Below are 17,913 nucleotides of genomic sequence, written 5' to 3'. Positions count from 1 at the left end.
ATGGGGAAAATCGGTATATATGGCTCTTCGTTTGATCCGGTTACGAATGTGCATTTATGGACGGCAAGCACTGTTGCGCACCGCTGTAAGCTGGATAAAGTGATTTTTCTGCCGTGCTCAAGCAAACGACGGGATAAACAGCTTCATGTTGATGATAGCCATCGCTGGAAAATGCTTGAGTTAGCAATTGAAAACAACCCGAAGTTTACGGCAGATGAGTATGAAATGAAGGAAGAGGCGTGGAATATTTACACCTATAATACGCTTCGGCACTTTAAAGCAGTTTATCCTAATGATGATGTCTATTTTATTATGGGAGCAGATTTGCTTGTGGATATCGGGAAGGGGAAGTGGGCGAAGGGGGAAGAACTTATTGCCGAAAATAAGTTCATTGTTATGGCAAGAGATGGCATTGATATGCTAACGGCAATCAGTCACTCTCCTATATTGAGGAATAATGATGATGGCAGTACTTTTCATCTCCTTGATAAAGGACTGGCAATGGAGATAAGCTCCACCTATATTCGTGAGGAACTGGCAATGGGGGGAGAGCCGCGGTACTTATTGCCTGACGCTTGCTACAGTTATATTAAGGAGAACAAACTTTACAAATAGAGTAGTAGGGAGAGGAAAAGATGAGACAGCTACAAGGAGAAATTATTGAAACGCTTCATGTTCAGCCAAACATAGATCCAGCCATTGAATTTAGAAAAAGTGTGGATTTTTTAAAGGGGTATTTAACTAGAAATAAGGCATGTAAAGCACTAGTTTTGGGCCTGTCTGGCGGACAGGATTCAACACTTGCAGGCTTCATGTGTCAGACTGTTGTCAATGAATTGAACATGGAGCAGCATGAACAGACGTATGAGTTTATTGCAGTCCGTCTGCCATACGGTGTTCAGCTTGATGAACAGGATTGTCTTGATGCTATCGAGTTTATTAAGCCTTCAAGGGTAATAACAGTTAATATTCAAGCAAGTGTGGATGCAAGCTTTGCGTCTGTTCCCATTAAAAGGGGAGTGAAAGCAGACTTTCTTAAGGGAAATGTGAAAGCGAGGGAAAGAATGAAGGTTCAGTATGATATTGCTGGTGCATCAGACGGTCTTGTTGTGGGGACAGATCATGCTGCAGAGGCAGTGACAGGCTTTTTTACTAAATTCGGTGATGGTGCGGCAGATATTTTGCCACTGTATCGGCTAAATAAGCGGCAAGGCAAGCAAATTTTGAAACTGCTTGGCTGTCCGGAACATTTATATACAAAAACACCGACAGCTGATTTAGAGGATAATAAGCCGCAAATTCCCGATGAAACAGCGCTCGGCTTGCGTTATGAAGTGATTGACGATTACTTGGAAGGAAAAGAAGTAGATGCTGAATTTGCCGAGCGGATTGAAGCAAGATATATCGTGACAGAGCATAAGCGCTTAAGCCCTGTCACCATGTTTGATCAGTGGCAATAATTACAGAAACTTATTCGTAATGCCAGGTGGAGAAACTTCAAGCAGGCCAAGATTATTATTTGTTTTAATGATAAAGCCACTGTCCAGTGTTTCGTGTTGAATTCTTTCCTTCCAAATATAATCAGATGTTGGGTCACCTTCACATAGAAGAAAATCATGATCACAATAGCGGTGTGTGACATTTTTTTTGATAAGCTGATTACCTAATAAGAGCGAGCCTTTTAAAGCAACACTTGCAAGACCTCGAAAGGATTCATTTTTGATGGGGCTGCTCGTGTATTGATGAATCGTTCTGCTGCCATGAAACGGATGCTCTACCTCTGAATGAAGCGCAAATGCCATATGTGCATCACCAGATAGAATGATACATTCAGAGAGATTCCATTTTGCTAGCCAATTATGAAATTCATGGTATCCACGTCCATTGAATTTCCACCATTCTAAATCCAGTGTTTCCTGAAGATTTGGGATTTTGTTAGAGATTGGAAGGACGATTCTTTTTAAAAATGATTCGATAAGATCTACACCGTATAAAGGGGTTGCTGACAGCAGTATCAGCTTTTCTCCTTTTTTCCAGTTAGATGAATAAAGACTTTTTTCTAATTTTTGCCATGCTTCCCTTTTTATAAGGTTTGGACCCTTCGTCCGCTTGCTGAGATAGGAACCAATTAATTTTGTTTTTGTGTCAGGGTAGAAGCGCTGTGTTCGTGTATCAAGAACTAGCGTAACAGGAGTGGATGGTATCGTATAATGCCAATTGGAGAATAACCACATAGACGTGAGCCAATATTCATAGTCTTGTGTTTGGATACTGCTTCCTTTTATCCTTGCATGAATGGCAGCCAAAAATTGTTCAGAAAAGGTGTCAGGAGCATTGCCCCAACCTTGAAATGCCCAGTATGCAGTCAATCCATTAGCGACAACATGCCTGCCGAGCGGCGCGTTGCTAACCTTTTGCCTCCAATCAATGGAGATATTCCAATCATCTGTTATGTCATGATCATCAAAGATCATATAGACAGGCAGATTTGCCAGTAATCTGCGAATTTTGGGGACAGAATTTGCGAATTTAGTCAGTGAATTTGCTTGGTCTTCATATTCTTTACGTCTTGTTTCCAATGCTTTGTCAGTGTTTAACGTCTTATCCATATAATATTTATCCCGAGCTATCAGCTCATCAAATGTCAAAAATGAATTTGCTTCCTTTGCTGTTTCCCAAAGAGCTGGGCTCCAGCTTAACAAGTACATTGCTGCATATTCACCTAATGTAATCAGATGGTTGGCCGCTTTTGTCGAGGTAAAGCAGCATAATTCCTTCATCATTTCTGCACGACCATGCACTTGAGAAAAGGATATGTTATAGTCTGGTCCAAGTAAAATGGGTAATTCCTTATAAGCTTCTTTTTTGCCAATCAGCTTTTCACCAAGTAATTGTATAAATGGGGCAATTGGGTCTGCAACATCATCTGCGTAGATTTGGTCGCCTAACAGAAAAAGGGAGGAAGGTCTTTTCGTTAAATCAGACCAGCAGTCTGCAAGCATACTGTCACCTTTGGTGAGGGCATCCTCGCCGATGCCATGCAGCTTTTGACAGGATCCGTAAAGAAAGCTGGCAGATTCAGTCTCTGTTATGAAAAAGGACGGAAGAGGCAAATTGCCATAAACAATTGAGAGTGGATGATGGTTGTCTAGTAATTGATAGTCTGTCAAGCTCCATTCTTTAGATTTGTCGCTAAAGAAAACATTGTATCCAAGAAGCTGCTCTGTCGGAAAAGCTTCTTCATTAGGTGTTGCCTTCATTAAATAGATAAAGAGGTTTTCTCCCATTTTGGCAATTGTTGTTTCACAATTGCTGCTAACACATTCGAGGGAGAAGTTATCATTTGTTTGTTGGATATCATATACCACTGTTCGTGTATCAATTAACTTGCTTAATGCAATCCAGCAGTATATCTCCTTCTTTTCTGTTCTCCGCAAAATCGGTCCAGCTAATATGTCAGGAAAATTCATCGGTATCACCGTCCCGCACTTTTTACTCTAGGCTATTCACCTAGTGTGAAAAGTGTGAGGATACATGGGTGGGCTGAAAGGATGGCAGGAGACCCTGTCACCTTCCATCCGTAAATATTAATAAAAAGATGCGCTGTTGATGGCAGCATAAGTGCTAGCAGCAGTATTGGTTGTCGGTTTCCAATTTATTGGCGGAAGCGACGTTCCAGACAACTGAATGCTGTTTGGAAATGCTTCAGCACTTGTTTCAGAGTCTTCATTGCCAGCAGCACTGGCAGAATTGGTTTGCTCTTGCTTTGCCGCCTCTAACTCTGCGATAATGCTCTCAAATAAAGAAGTGATCTGCTCCTCTGATGCTGAACCTAAATCAAAGCTCGAAAGCTGATTCGTTGTATTTTCAGATAGTGAATCTGTAAGGATAGAATTCTTCTCATCATCCTCGTCATCCGTATTAAAGCTGCTGATAAGGTCAGCAAGAAATTGACTCATCTGTTCAACAGAATAGGTTTCGTCCATAACTGATGTCTCCGCAAAGTTTGGCGGTGGCACTGCGCCAAAAGGCATTGCTGTTCCCTGTGGTTTAGAATCCTCTAAAACTGTAGTGATTTGGTCAAATAGAGAGGTTATATCCTCCTCTGAGCTCTCGTTCAAGGTAAAGTCTGACAGCAGGTCACTTATTGTGTTGAAAGCAGTTTGCAGACCTTCAGGAAGAGTGGCATCTGTTGTGTTTCCGACTTTTTCTGCTTTTGCTTGCATATTTTCAAGAAAAGCTAGCTTTTGGTCTGTTGTTAATGAAGCATAGTCTGTTGTGTTGTTCACACCTGCAATTGTGTAAGCTGACGGCACATTACTCAGTTGACTGCTTGAGATAAGCATGTCCTGAAAAGATTGCTGGGAGCTGTCTTGCGTCGAAGCTGCTGCTTCTGATGCAGTCTTTTGTGCCCATTGTAAGTAGGCAACTGCAGTAGAATTACTAACTGATAATGACATAAAAAAAATTCCCTTCTATTAGAAATAGGCTCCGAAAAAGATAAACCGTATTAATAATAGAGGGGAAACCTTAAGAATTTCTTAAGTTACATCATCGTTCTATTAAACTACTGCATTTTGCTGCATGCGAAGCCGGTACTCCTTTGGAGAGCAGAGATTATGCCGTTTGAAAAGCTTATAAAATTGGGCAATATTGCTTATACCAACATCAAAGCTAATCTCCATAATACTTTTTTCACTTGTTAACAACAGCAGCTCCGCCTTTTTTATCCTTTTAAGATTCACGTAGTCAATAAAGGAAACTCCCATGCTCTTTTTGAAATATTTAATGAAATAATGATAGCTTAAGTTTAAGATGGCACATGCCTCCTCAACAAAAAGCTTATCCTTTAAATGGTCCTCAATATAATCGAGAACTGGCTTAAGGCGAGTGAAGGAATCGGCATCCGCAAATTTCAAGAGGTTTTCCTCGTCATTCCTAATTAAAAGAAGGAGAAGCTTCTTAATGGCTGCATTAATGGCAATTTCGTAACCCTTTTCCTTCTTTTGTGCCTCCATATAAATTTCAATAATGAGGTTGTAGACTTGCTTCTTTGTTGCATCATTCTGCTTAAATATATAATTCAAATGCTGAAGTGGTGTCGTAACCTCTGAAAAGCAGTGCAAATAAGGAAGTATGCTTTGGTCAAAATGCTTCAATAAATCTACTTGAAACACGATATACCTTAAATTCCCTTCAAACTGCTTACACGTCCTGTGGGGCTGGGAGGCACCCATAATATAGGTGTCGCCCTCGCCAATGACAGTCGATTGATACTGGTGCTGGATCGCCAAATTCCCTTCTATTATAGCCAGAAACTCAACTTCTTTATGGAAATGCCATGTTTCCTTTTCGATGGCAGCTGTGTATGCTGGTTCTTCATTGATTTCCCACACCTTTAAAGATAATAAAGGATTTTCATAGTGAACGACTTCATTAACTAGCTCTTCATATGTATTTTTAATCATGCGTTAAGACCCCCGACTCAAAATATACTGGCATCAGTCCATATGAAAATATATTTTTATATTTTTCATAAATGACACATTTGAATAAAAAGAAGCCAGTTTTGAGCATTTATTAAATCGCTTTCATTTTTTATAATGATACCATAAATCGATATTGGAGTGTGGGTAACTTGATAACTATCTGGAATGAAAATCGCCATGAAAAAATAAATTCTACTGTAGCGGAAATCTATCCGACAGGTATACACGGCTGTATTGAAAGTATTTTAAAAAATGCAGGCTTTGAAACAAAAACAGCAACACTGGATGAGCCGGAGCATGGGCTTACAGATGAAGTGCTTAATAATACAGAGGTTTTGATTTGGTGGGGCCATATTGCTCATGGAGAAGTAAAGGACGAAATTGTACAAAAGGTACAGCAACGTGTTCTTGATGGCATGGGATTGATTGTTCTTCACTCCGGTCATTTCTCTAAAATATTCAAATTGCTGATGGGAACAAGCTGTGATTTGAAGTGGAGAGAAGCGGACGACAAAGAAAGACTGTGGGTTGTAGCACCAAGCCATCCAATTGCAGAAGGGATTGGTGAATACATCGAAATAGAAAAAGAAGAGATGTATGGCGAGCATTTTGATATTCCTGCTCCAGATGAGCTGATTTTTACAAGCTGGTTTACAGGCGGAGAAGTGTTTAGAAGCGGCTGCACGTATACTCGAGGAAACGGCAAGATATTCTATTTCAGACCAGGACATGAAACATATCCTACATATCATCATAAAGACGTACAGCAGGTCATCGTTAATGCAGTGAAGTGGGCGAAGCCTGTAGCAAGAAACAGACCTGTGTATGGCAATAGTCAGGCGTTAGAAAATCCAACAGCAAACTAAACAATAATAGGGGGAAAATAGTTATGAGTACATTAAAGATCGGTGTTATTGGCTGCGGCAGTATTGCTCAGCATAGACATTTGCAGGAATATAGCTGGAATAAGGCAGTCGAGATTGTTGCTGTTTGTGATATTAACGAAGAGCGTGCACTTGAGATTGGTAAAGAGTACAGTGCAAAAGCTTATACAGATTATAAGGAACTGCTTGCTGACAAAGACATAGATGCAGTCAGTGTTTGTACACCGAACTATCTGCATGCACCCATCTCTATTGATGCACTTAATGCAGGTAAGCACGTTCTTTGTGAAAAGCCAATGGCAACTTCATCAGAAGAAGCAGCACAGATGATCGAGGCAGCGGAAAAGAACGGAAAGAAACTAATGATCGGTCATAACCAACGCTTCGTTAAATCCCATCAAAAAGCTCGTGAACTTATCCAATCTGGTGCAGTGGGCAAAATTTACAGCTTCCGGTCTGCATTTGGACATGGCGGACCTGAACAATGGAGTGTGGACGGCAAGGAAAGCTGGTTCTTCCAAAAGGAGAAGGCATTTATCGGGGCAATGGGAGACTTAGGTGTTCATAAAACAGACCTGCTTCGCTATGTGCTTGGAGAAGAGTTCGTTGAAGTAGGCGCATTTGTAGAAACGAATGCGAAGGACTTTGCGGATGTTGACGATAACGCTGTATGTGTTCTTAAAACAGAAAGCGGCATCATTGGGACATTGGCGGCAAGCTGGGCTTACACAAGCAAAGAGGATAACTCTACGGTTATTTACGGTGAAAAGGCAATTCTTAGACTAGAGGATCACCCGCAATATTCATTGATTGTACAATATGCGACAGGTGAAATAGTAAACTATGAACTTGGCAAAATCCAATCAAACGATGCTGGCGGCCAAGACGCAACAGGTGTCATTGATCACTTTGTATCTTCCATCGTGTCTGACACAGAGCCTTTAATCACAGGAGCAGAGGGGAAAAAATCTCTTGAGGTTATATTAGGTGCAATCAAATCAAATGAAACGAAGCAAATTGCGAAAATTAACAAATAGATTATGAATGAATAAAAGGGGAGAATAGCTATGAAACTAGGAGTCTTTACAGTTCTGTTTTCGGATAAAAATTTCGAGGAAATGCTTGATGCGGTTAAAGAGGCTGGCCTCCAGGCTGTTGAAATCGGGACAGGAGGTTATCCAGGCAATGCCCACTGTGATTTGGACGGCTTGCTGGAGAACGAAGAAAAGAGACAGGATTACTTGCAGCAGGTAGAGAAGCGGGGCTTGATGATCAGTGCATTCAGCTGTCATGGAAACCCGATTTCACCTGAAAAGGACTTTGCTTTAGAATCACACGAAACATTGATGAAAACAATTAAGCTTGCTTCTCTTATGAATGTGCCTGTTGTAAATTGTTTTTCTGGGACAGCTGGTGATCATGAAGGAGCAAAATTCCCGAATTGGCCTGTAACCCCATGGCCAACAGAATACAGTGATGTGAAAACATGGCAATGGGAGGAAAAGCTTATTCCGTATTGGAAGGAAGTTGGCCAATATGCGAGCGAGCATGGCGTGAAGATCGGTCTTGAGCTGCATGGCGGATTTTTGGTTCACACACCATATACCTTGCTGAAGCTAAGGGAAGAAACAAGTGACGCAATTGGGGCCAATCTTGATCCAAGTCATTTATGGTGGCAAGGAATTGATCCTGTTGGAGCAATTAAAATATTGGCAAAGGCAAATGCCATTCATCATTTTCATGCAAAGGATACTTATATTGACCAGGATAATGCCAATATGTATGGCTTAACAGATATGCAGCCATACGGCAATGTTCAAACAAGAGCATGGACTTTCCGTTCAGTAGGCTGCGGGCACAGTGCATCCGAATGGTCTGATATGATGAGTGCATTACGAACATACGGCTATGACTATGTTGTCAGCATTGAACACGAGGATCCGCTAATGTCTATCCGAGAAGGACTGGCAAGAGCTGTATCAACACTTAAGTCAGTAGTTATTGAAGAAGCTCCATCTCAAATGTGGTGGGCATAATTAAGGAGGATGTTAAGTATGACTTCATATAAAGTAGGAATCGTAGGGTGCGGCAATATATTTCCGATGCATGCTCAATCAATAATAACAAGAGAGGATGCAAAGCTTGTCGCTGTATGTGATGTTAAAAAGGACAGAGCAGACGCAAAAGCAGCAATTTATAATTGTGCATCATACACAGATTATGAGGAAATGTTTAACAGCGAGCAGCTTGATGTTATCCATATTTGCCTGCCTCATCATTTACATGCACCTGTTGCGATTGCAGCAGCAAAAAGAAAGATTCATGTTTTGACAGAAAAGCCGATGTCAATCGCATTTGACGATGCTCGGGAAATGGTTGAAACAGCAAAAGAAAATGATACAACATTAGGAGTCATTTTCCAAAATCGCTATAATCCAGGCTCCCAGCTTATTAAAAACATGCTAGTGAATGGAGAACTGGGGGCAATTAAATCAGGAAAACTGTCTGTAACATGGGACCGTTCTGATGAATATTACTTAAAAAGCGATTGGAAAGGCACATGGGAAAAAGAAGGCGGCGGTGTGATCATCGATCAGGCTATCCACACGTTGGACTTAATGAGATGGTTCGTTGACAGTGACATTAAATATGTCGATGCTACAATCAGCAACCGTGCCCATGAAATTATTGAAGTAGAGGACTCGGCAGAAGGCGTTATCTCTTTCCAAAACGGAGTAGTATCAGCCTTCCATGCAATTAACTACTACACATATGATGCACCTGTTGAAATTGAACTGCATTGTGAACAAGGAATTGCAAAGATGGTCGCAGACCGTGCGACTGTCAGGTTAATGGATGGAAGAGAATTCATCGCAGACAATAATCCACAGGAAACCTTCCATTATGACAATGGGGCAAAGGGATACTGGGGTGTAAGCCATGTGAAGCAAATCAATAATTTCTATGAGTCATTGAAATCCGGAGCAGCACCTGATGTTACGGGCGAGGATGCATTAAAAACACAGAAAATGATCTGTGCTATCTATGAATCTGGCAAGAAAAGAGAAAGAGTTACTTTCCACGAAAATGCACAGGAAGAAATGGCTTAATACTAAAACCTTTGTGGGACTATTTCCGCAAAGGTTTTTCCATTAAATTAAAAAACCTCTTTACAAATCGTAATAGTTACGATTAATATGAATAAGGGAAAAAGATCAGGTTATCGATATAACACATAAATCGTAATAATTACGCTTTGAAGAAAGAAGGAATTAAATTGAATGAACGGATAGGAGTGACTGTACTCAGTGGTTATCTGGGGTCAGGAAAAACGACCTTGTTAAATCATATTTTAACAAGTAAGCATAGTGAAAGGATTGCCGTTATCGTCAATGATATGAGCGAGGTGAATATCGACGGTAAACTTATTAAGCAAGGTGGATTCACAAGAACGGATGAAAGGCTTGTCGAAATGCAGAATGGCTGTATCTGCTGCACATTAAGAGCGGATTTGCTATTGGAGGTAAAGAAGCTTGCAGAGGATGGCGAAATCGACCATATTTTAATTGAATCCTCAGGCATTAGTGAACCTGTTCCTGTCGCACAGACGTTTACATATATGGATGAAGAGACAGGAATTGATTTAGCAGCTATTTGCAAAATCAATGCAATGATAACAGTGGTGGATGCCAATAGATTCTGGCATGATTATGGGTCTGGAGAAACGTTAATAGACAGACATATCGGCAGAGATGACCATGATGATCGCGAAATAGCCGATCTGCTGATTGACCAAATTGAGTTTGCAAACATCATTATTTTGAATAAGATGGATCTTGTTCCAGAGCAATCGGTTTCTGAATTGCAGCAGGTGTTAAAAAAACTCAATCCAGATGCAGCTATTCATACAACAAAGTTCAGCAAGCTTTCATTAGAGCATATATGGGACAAAAATGTGTTTAACTTAGATGAAGCAAGTCAAGCAGCTGGCTGGATAAAGGAGCTGCAAGAGGAGCATATCCCAGAAACAGAGGAGTATGGCATTTCTTCCTTTTTATACAAAAAAGCAAAACCATTTCATCCAGGGCGATTGATGGAGTGGCTAGAAAATTGGCCGTCTGTAATAATCAGAGCAAAGGGTTTCTTTTGGCTGGCGACAAGAAATGATGATATTGGCTTGCTTTCTCAAGCCGGTTCATCTGTATCCATTCAAGGAGCAGGGAAATGGATTGCCTGTCTTCCAGATGAGCAGAGGAATGAAGTCCTGGCAGAAGAGCCAGAAGTTCAGGAAAGTTGGCATGAAACATGGGGTGACAGGCAAACAGAATTAGTATTTATTGGTCTTAATATGGATAAACACGCAATTCAGAGTGAGCTGGATGGCTGTCTGTTAACAGATCAAGAAATGAAGAGTGACTGGCAGACATTCCAAGACCCATTGCCATTGTATATATAGAACTTGGTTTAAGGTTTAAATCGTAATCATTACAATTTATAAAATGAATAGTAGATATCGGGAGAGAAGAGAGTATGAAAAAAACTAAATGGGGCATTGTACTTGCAGCAGCAGTAACATTGCTGTCAGGCTGTGGCGCACAAGACGTCCAAACAAATAATGATGGGGATAAGCAGCTGAAAATTATGACAAGCTTTTATCCAATGTATGAATTTACGAAACAAATTGCAGGAAATCAAGCTGATGTGGAGCTGCTGATTCCGTCATCAACAGAACCGCATGATTGGGAACCAACTCCGAAGGATATAAAAAAAGTGCATGATGCAGATTTGTTTATTTACAACAGTGAGTATATGGAGACATTTGTCCCAACAATCGAAGCGGCAGCAGAGGATGAAGGCACAGTCTTTGTAGAAGCGAGTCAGGGAATTGCACTTATGGAAGGATTGGAAGAAGAGGAAGAACATCATGATGAGGAGGAAGAGCATCATCATGATCATAGTCATGAAATGGATCCGCATGTCTGGCTGAGCCCAGCATTGGCAATGAAAGAAGTCGAGACAATCACAGCTAGTCTGATTGAGTCAGATCCAACGCATGAAGACGAATATAAAAACAATAGTGAGTCGTACTTAAAGGAGCTTTCAGCGCTTGATAGTGAGTATAAGGAGAAGCTTGCATTAGTCTCGAAAAAGGAAATGATTACACAGCACGCAGCATTTGGTTATTTGGCACACGACTATGGTCTTGAACAAATTGCCATTGCAGGGCTGTCACCAGAGCAGGAGCCATCGGCAGCGAAGCTTGCTGAATTAAAAACATTCGCAAGTGAGCATGATATTAACGTTATCTATTTTGAAGAGGCGGCATCACCTAAGGTTGCAGAGACACTGGCAAATGAAATAGATGCGAAAACGACCGTTTTAAATACACTAGAATTAGTTAATGAGGAAGATCAAAAGAACGGACTCGATTACATTTCAATCATGAAAAATAATTTGAATGCAATTGTCCAAGCACAGTCTGAATAAACATAAAAGAGGATGCCATTATTTAGGTATCCTCTTTATCTGTGCAAAAGAGCTTTATCCCTAAAACCATTCGTTTTCAATTTTTGTAAATGGCTAAAAAGCAATTGCAAATAGTGTGAGAGAATGCTAGTATTGGGGCAAACAACAGATTGAAAGCGTTTAATAATATTGAACAGCTGGAAATATACATAAGTGATCGCTACTAATGTGAGGGGAAAGAGGTAGGTCTTTCGTGAATAAAAATGATCTTTTGCTGTTCATCGGTGACAGCATAACAGAAGCAGGCAGATATGAAGACCCAGAGCAGATTGGTAACAGTTATGTTCGGTATGTAAGAGATTTTCTTGCGATAAATAAGCCAGAGATCCTCCCGCAAATTATTAATAAGGGTATTGGCGGAAACAGAGTTCCTGATTTAGCAGAGCGGTGGAAACAGGATGTCTTGGATTTAAAGCCAGATTATGTGTCGATATCAATCGGTATAAATGATGTATGGCGACAGCTTGATTCGCCTCAGCAAGAAGCAATGTCACACGACCATTTTAAGGCGATATACGCAGATTTGATAGAGCAGGTTCATACACATACAAGTGCCAAAGTTATTTTAATGGAGCCGACAGTTATTCAGGAGGATGTGAATGCACAAGGAAACAAACTGTTAAAGCCTTATGTGGCTGCAATACAGGAACTGGCTGCAGAGTCTAATTCCTTGTTGGTGCCAACACATCAAGCATTTATTGCCTATTTAAATACGCCAGACTGCCAAGTACTAACAACAGATGGTGTTCATATGAACACCATCGGAAATATGCTGATGGCGCAAACCTGGCTTCAAGCTTTTTTAAATAAAAAGTAAAGGGGAAAGAAAATGGGATATCAAGCAAGTGAGACTCGGTATGAATCAATGAAATATAATCGCACAGGAAATTCAGGGCTGCTGCTTCCGGCTATCTCTTTAGGACTTTGGCATAATTTCGGTGGTGTGGATACATATGAAAACGGAAGGGCGATTCTAAGAAGAGCGTTTGATCTAGGGATTACCCATTTTGATTTGGCCAATAATTATGGACCACCGCCAGGATCTGCAGAAGAAATGTTTGGGAAAATGCTGCAAGCTGATTTCGCCCCATATCGGGATGAAATGGTAATTTCCACTAAGGCTGGCTATCATATGTGGCCAGGACCATACGGAGACTGGGGCTCTAAGAAATATCTTGTATCGAGCCTTGACCAAAGCTTGAAAAGAATGGGACTTGATTATGTGGATGTTTTTTATTCACATCGTCCAGATCCTTTTACTCCTTTAGAAGAGACAATGGCGGCACTTGACCTCGTTGTTAAGCAAGGGAAGGCTTTATATGTCGGAGTCTCCAATTACAGTGCGGAACAGACCTCAGCAGCGATTGAAATTTTGAATCGACTTGGTACTCCGCTGTTAATCCATCAGCCGAAATATTCCCTATTAGAGCGTTGGGTAGAGGATGGCCTGCAGGACGTTTTAGAGCAAAATGGTGTTGGCTCGATTGCGTTTTGCCCATTGGCTCAAGGCCTGTTGACAAGCAAATACGCTCATGGAATTCCAGAAGATTCAAGAGCAAAAAAACCGTCCAGCTTCCTGAATGAAGCACAGGTGACGCAAGACGTGATTAATCGTGTTAAAAAGCTTAACGAAATTGCAGCAAACCGGGGTCAAAGCCTCGCACAGATGTCGCTAGCTTGGGTGCTGCGCAATGGAAAAGTAACTTCCGCGTTAATTGGTGCAAGCAGAGTGAGCCAAGTGGAAGAAAATGTGGCTGCATTGAATAACCTGGAATTTTCTAATGAAGAGCTTTCCAGTATTGATAATATATTGACGGATTCGATATAACACTGTAAAACATTGCTGTCCAAAAGATGGCAATGTTTGTTTTGTTAAGATAAATACGATGTAATTAATGAGAACAGGAGAGGGAATTATGAAAGAGAAGCTTTTATTTGTTTGGAAAATCCCATCGTTTCCAATCCTATTTTTAGCCAACTTTATCTTTGGATTGTCCATGTCGTTTTTTGCCCCATTCTCCTCCCTTTTCGGGATAGATGAAGTTGGAATGAGTAATATCGGCTTTGGACTGTTTATGACGATTATGGCAATTGGCGGTGTTGTCATTAGCACAATCATAGCCAAAAAATCAGATATGCAATTAAGCAGAAAGAAAATCCTTATTTTTACAAGTCTAACAGGGATGCTTGGCTATATTGGCTTTGCCTTTATTCGTGATTACGTGTTACTAGCGATTGTTGCTTTTGTTTTGTTAGGCTCTGCTGCTGCCTCTGTACCACAGCTGTGGGCATATGCAAGAGAGGCGCTGCACCATGCAAATGTTCCTAAAGAGCAAGCACCATTTATTATGAATGTTTTTCGGATGTTCTTTGCCCTTTCCTGGACGGTTGGTCCTGCTGTAGCTGCATGGTTGCTTGCGGCAATTGGCTTTAAAGGCTTGTTTTTATTTGTGGCAGCAAGCTATGGAATAGGATTATTCGTCATCTTATTCTTCTTAAAGGATATTCCAAAGATAGCTCCTGTGAGAAAGGGTGTCTCAACAGGCGTGGCATCCTATGTCCGCAAGCCCCATATATTTGGAAATCTCGCTGCAGCAATGCTTTTAGCTGCCGCAACCTCCATTCATATGCTGAATGCACCACAGTTTGTTACAAAGGTGCTTGGCGGCAGCGAGCTGGATGTTGGGTTGATTTTCAGTGTGCCGCCGATTTTCGAAGTACCGATGATGATTGCAGTTGGAATGCTGGCAACCAAGCTGGATAATGGATTGCTTATAAGAATTGGCTTTGCTATTGCTGCCATTTATTTTTCGTTATTCTTTTTTGTTAACGAGCCTTGGCAAATATATCCGCTGCAAATACTAAGTGCAGCACAGGTTTCTATTACATCAGGAATTGCCATTTCCTATTTCCAAGATTTCATTCCACAAGCACAAGGGACAGCAACAACCCTTTATATGAACTCGACTCAAATTGGCAACACTGTGGGCTATTTAATGTTCGGTGTATTAGCAGAAGCAATGAACTATGGCAATGTAATAATTATTTACGCCATTTTCGCAATCATTGCCCTAGTTTGCCTGATTCTCTTCGGAAAAGAAAAACACAGTACCAACAAATCAGCAACCCTCGGAATGGATTAGCGATTTTTTTATATCTCATTTTGGCATGATATTTTTAACTCATTTTCTAAATTTACGGTATTTTTTACAAACTACAGAAGAATCAACTAAAACCATTTACCATACGTAAATGGTTTTTTACTATGTAAATCATAGTAAAAATAAGCAAATATGTATAAAATAAAAGAATCATTCAGAGTTATCCTCAAGCAAGGAGGAAAAAAAGTTGGAAGCACGAAAAGAAAAAGCAAAGAAGCAGGTGAAAAAGCAGCATATACTGCTTGCGGCCATGCTGCAGCAAATCTTAAACGTATCGCTGATTTTGCTTGCAATCACATTAAGTGTGCTGTTATGTAAGGAGATTATTTATTTTATCGCATATGCAGTCGAGCTTCAGCAGGCAAGCAACAATTATGAACTGCTTGAAAGAATATTAGTGTTCTTTTTGTATTTTGAATTTATTGCACTAATTGTTAAGTATTTTCAAGAGAGCTATCATTTCCCACTAAGGTATTTTTTGTATATCGGAATTACTGCAATGGTTAGGCTTATCATTGTCTATCACGATAATCCATTGCACACTCTTTTATATACTTGTGCTATTCTTGTATTAGTGCTCAGCTATTATATAATTTCAGCAGCAGCATCAAGGAAGCATTAGTGTTTAGACGTTGAACGCTTTTAAAAGGGGAGAGTGCAAATGAATGATTCACTTCAAGCTATTGAATATGAAGTGGCATTACTTGTTCGTTTAATTACAGCAAATAACCCAAAACTCGGGAGTTTGGACCGATCAGAATACTTAATATTAAGTGAATTACAAAGTAAGGGACCGATCGGAATAAATGAAATTGCGCATCAGCTGCTGCTGAATATCTCAACAGCGAGCAGACAAGTTAGTAATCTTGAAACAAAATCCTATGTTAAAAGATACCCTGATGCAAACAATGGCCGGATTAGCTTAATAGAAATTACAAAGAGTGGGCTAGAAGTGCTCGAACGTGTGCAAAAGGCCCGCTACACTGTATATGGAGAGATACTAAAGAATTGGAAACAGGAAGATATTGAACAATTGGACAAGTTAATGAACCGCCTTAATGCAGATTTTAAGCGTTGGGGACAAGGGTGAAAAGAGATTCTTAAGGAGTCTCTTTTTTTAGTTTTAAAAAAGAAAACATATTGTGTTTTGGTTTATATGTTGTATAATACAACTTGTTATATACAATATAAAATTCACAAGGAAAGGGGGAGGGAAGATGAGTCAGCAAATTCATACTTCTGCATCTGAATCAGAAAAGGTTGCAGTACCTCAGTATTTGATTATCTCGATCCTGACAATCTTCGCAATCGGATCACAGTACTTTTCCAATCTTTCCTATATATTAAATCAAGGGGTTATTCAAAATGGCTTGCAGCTTGGCTCCAATTCCTTATTGTTGCCGTCTACCTTGTCTAATCTCGGTTTTGCATTCGGTGTACCACTTGGACCTGTTTTAACAAGAAAACTTGGTTTGCGCAAAAACTATTTGCTTTTCATAAGTGTTTTTCTGGTTGGTTCCGTTATTGCGGTATTCTCTGAGGATTTGCAGTTTTTGATACTAGCAAAAATTATTCAAGGAATAAGCGCAGGCTTTTTATTTTTGACGATTTTGCCAGCAAGCCTTAAATCGTTTCCAAACAAAATCAGGAATACGTTTTTGCTTATGGTTATTACAGGGCTGTTTGGAGCTAGTGCTTTAGGTGCTTTATTTGGTGCATTGTCCTTAGAAGCAGATGCGTGGCGCTGGTTGTTTATTCTTAATGTCACAGCTGCTGTTATTTGTTTAATAGTTGGTTTTATCGGCTTACCTAAGCTTGAGCAGCAAGAGGAGCGTTTTTCCTTAGATAAAACAGGGATATTTCTGTGGACGGTAATGATGCTTGTCTTAGCCATTCCATTATGTAATTTAGTTCAGAAGGGCTTCACATCCACATATGTATGGCCGTTTTTAGTTGTTGCTTCTGTGCTTCTACTATTATTTATTATTGTGGACAGAAAGGCAGAAACACCGTTAGTGCCATTTAAAACACTTAAGGCATCGAAACCAATATCAGGCACAATAATGGCAGTAGCTTCCCATTTAGCATTAGTATTTGCTATTGCTGGAATTAATGGATTCTTACGTAATAATCTTGATTTGCCGTTTATGTATTTATCTCATTTTTATTTTTGGTTCTTCGTCGGTATTGTCGTAACAGCCATTTTGAAAACGGTTCTGTACGATAAGCTTGGCGCTGGTATATTAGGCATCATTGGGTCAATAGCAGTCATTTACGTAAGCTATCAATGGAGAACAATTGACTCTGCGGTTACATTACATGAACTTTATTTTCAAGTAGCTTGTCTTGGTGCTGGTGTGAGTATGGTTCTTGTGGGTGGTGCATTAGGAACAGCTCTTGCAGGGGACATTCATCAGGCTTCCATGCGATCTGTTACACTGCATTCGATTCGGAATTTTGTTGGTGCGATTATTTCACCGGTTCTTGCTTGGTTTTTAACGACAGTTAATGCCAGCAATTATGAAAAAATCCGCTGGAGTCTGCAAAGTGACAGCACAGAATTCAAACAGGAAATGGCAGTCTGGACTAGGAATTTAATGGAGCAAGGAAATTCGGCAGCAAATGCTAAATCGTTGGCATCCTATGAGCTGATTGTTCATACAAAAAAAGCGGCTATTCTTGGAGCGTACCATAATTTGTTTACCATTTTGCTTGTGTTAGGTGTAATCATGCTGCTTGCTTCTGTCGGGAAAACGGCAACAGGTAAAGGGCGTTCACTTGTTCAAAAACAACCAAAGCCAGTACAAAAACAAACATAAATAATACATTATAAAATGAAGCATAGGAGAGAAA

General features: G+C 40.2%; 17 protein-coding genes. 14 read left to right on the top strand and 3 right to left on the bottom strand.

Features of this window, described 5'->3' with window-relative positions; translation table 11 throughout:
- Nucleotides 1–615: a nicotinate (nicotinamide) nucleotide adenylyltransferase gene (nadD, locus tag CEQ21_RS26850; protein ID WP_185767172.1), complete on the top strand. Its 615-nt coding sequence runs from the start codon at nt 1–3 to the stop codon at nt 613–615.
- Between the two features lie 20 nt (nt 616–635).
- On the top strand, nt 636–1,460 hold the full coding sequence (nadE, locus tag CEQ21_RS26845) for an ammonia-dependent NAD(+) synthetase (protein ID WP_185767171.1): 825 nt from the start codon (nt 636–638) through the stop codon (nt 1,458–1,460).
- Here the strand turns inward: nadE and CEQ21_RS26840 are convergent, their stop codons facing one another.
- The 3 genes from CEQ21_RS26840 to CEQ21_RS26830 all read right to left on the bottom strand — a co-directional run bounded on the left by CEQ21_RS26840 (nt 1,461) and on the right by CEQ21_RS26830 (nt 5,468).
- A complete protein-coding gene (locus CEQ21_RS26840; protein WP_185767170.1) occupies nt 1,461–3,470 on the bottom strand; it encodes a metallophosphoesterase family protein in 2,010 nt (669 codons plus the stop codon).
- A 117-nt stretch (nt 3,471–3,587) separates the two neighbouring features.
- Complete coding sequence (locus CEQ21_RS26835; RefSeq protein ID WP_185767169.1) at nt 3,588–4,460, bottom strand: hypothetical protein; 873 nt, start codon at nt 4,458–4,460, stop codon at nt 3,588–3,590.
- 102 nt (nt 4,461–4,562) lie between these two features.
- The gene (locus tag CEQ21_RS26830; RefSeq protein ID WP_185767168.1) at nt 4,563–5,468 is read right to left on the bottom strand and encodes a helix-turn-helix domain-containing protein; all 906 of its coding nucleotides are present in this window, start codon (nt 5,466–5,468) and stop codon (nt 4,563–4,565) included.
- A 170-nt stretch (nt 5,469–5,638) separates the two neighbouring features.
- Here CEQ21_RS26830 and CEQ21_RS26825 point away from each other — a divergent pair, with 170 nt between their 5' ends.
- The 12 genes from CEQ21_RS26825 to CEQ21_RS26770 all read left to right on the top strand — a co-directional run bounded on the left by CEQ21_RS26825 (nt 5,639) and on the right by CEQ21_RS26770 (nt 17,879).
- The gene (locus CEQ21_RS26825; RefSeq protein ID WP_419181609.1) at nt 5,639–6,355 is read left to right on the top strand and encodes a ThuA domain-containing protein; all 717 of its coding nucleotides are present in this window, start codon (nt 5,639–5,641) and stop codon (nt 6,353–6,355) included.
- A 23-nt stretch (nt 6,356–6,378) separates the two neighbouring features.
- Nucleotides 6,379–7,410, top strand: coding sequence for a Gfo/Idh/MocA family protein (locus tag CEQ21_RS26820; RefSeq protein ID WP_185767166.1), 1,032 nt, complete (start codon nt 6,379–6,381; stop codon nt 7,408–7,410).
- 30 nt (nt 7,411–7,440) lie between these two features.
- Nucleotides 7,441–8,409 (top strand): sugar phosphate isomerase/epimerase family protein, encoded by a 969-nt coding sequence (locus CEQ21_RS26815; RefSeq protein ID WP_185767165.1) that lies wholly within the window; start codon nt 7,441–7,443, stop codon nt 8,407–8,409.
- An 18-nt stretch (nt 8,410–8,427) separates the two neighbouring features.
- Nucleotides 8,428–9,483, top strand: coding sequence for a Gfo/Idh/MocA family protein (locus tag CEQ21_RS26810; protein ID WP_185767164.1), 1,056 nt, complete (start codon nt 8,428–8,430; stop codon nt 9,481–9,483).
- A gap of 167 nt (nt 9,484–9,650) precedes the next feature.
- Entirely contained in the window at nt 9,651–10,829 is a 1,179-nt protein-coding gene (locus CEQ21_RS26805) for a GTP-binding protein (RefSeq protein ID WP_185767163.1), read from the top strand.
- Nucleotides 10,830–10,903: 74 nt separating this feature from the next.
- A complete protein-coding gene (locus CEQ21_RS26800; protein ID WP_185767162.1) occupies nt 10,904–11,860 on the top strand; it encodes a metal ABC transporter substrate-binding protein in 957 nt (318 codons plus the stop codon).
- A 232-nt stretch (nt 11,861–12,092) separates the two neighbouring features.
- Entirely contained in the window at nt 12,093–12,716 is a 624-nt protein-coding gene (locus tag CEQ21_RS26795) for an SGNH/GDSL hydrolase family protein (protein ID WP_185767161.1), read from the top strand.
- 12 nt (nt 12,717–12,728) lie between these two features.
- Nucleotides 12,729–13,727: an L-glyceraldehyde 3-phosphate reductase gene (mgrA, locus tag CEQ21_RS26790; protein ID WP_185767160.1), complete on the top strand. Its 999-nt coding sequence runs from the start codon at nt 12,729–12,731 to the stop codon at nt 13,725–13,727.
- A gap of 88 nt (nt 13,728–13,815) precedes the next feature.
- Entirely contained in the window at nt 13,816–15,042 is a 1,227-nt protein-coding gene (locus tag CEQ21_RS26785) for a sugar efflux transporter (RefSeq protein WP_185767159.1), read from the top strand.
- A gap of 238 nt (nt 15,043–15,280) precedes the next feature.
- Nucleotides 15,281–15,682 (top strand): phosphate-starvation-inducible protein PsiE, encoded by a 402-nt coding sequence (gene psiE / locus CEQ21_RS26780; protein WP_268879010.1) that lies wholly within the window; start codon nt 15,281–15,283, stop codon nt 15,680–15,682.
- Nucleotides 15,683–15,721: 39 nt separating this feature from the next.
- Nucleotides 15,722–16,150 carry a MarR family winged helix-turn-helix transcriptional regulator gene (locus CEQ21_RS26775; RefSeq protein ID WP_185767158.1) on the top strand — a complete coding sequence of 143 codons (429 nt, stop codon included), beginning with the start codon at nt 15,722–15,724 and terminating at the stop codon, nt 16,148–16,150.
- 127 nt (nt 16,151–16,277) lie between these two features.
- The gene (locus CEQ21_RS26770) at nt 16,278–17,879 is read left to right on the top strand and encodes an MFS transporter (protein ID WP_185767157.1); all 1,602 of its coding nucleotides are present in this window, start codon (nt 16,278–16,280) and stop codon (nt 17,877–17,879) included.
- The last annotated feature ends 34 nt before the right edge of the window (nt 17,880–17,913 follow it).

Source organism: Niallia circulans (genome assembly GCF_007273535.1).
GTDB classification, from domain to species: Bacteria; Bacillota; Bacilli; order Bacillales; family Cytobacillaceae; genus Niallia; species Niallia circulans_B.
The sequence above is the reverse complement of the archived record's forward strand: the minus strand, read 5'-3'. Positions and strand labels throughout refer to the sequence as shown.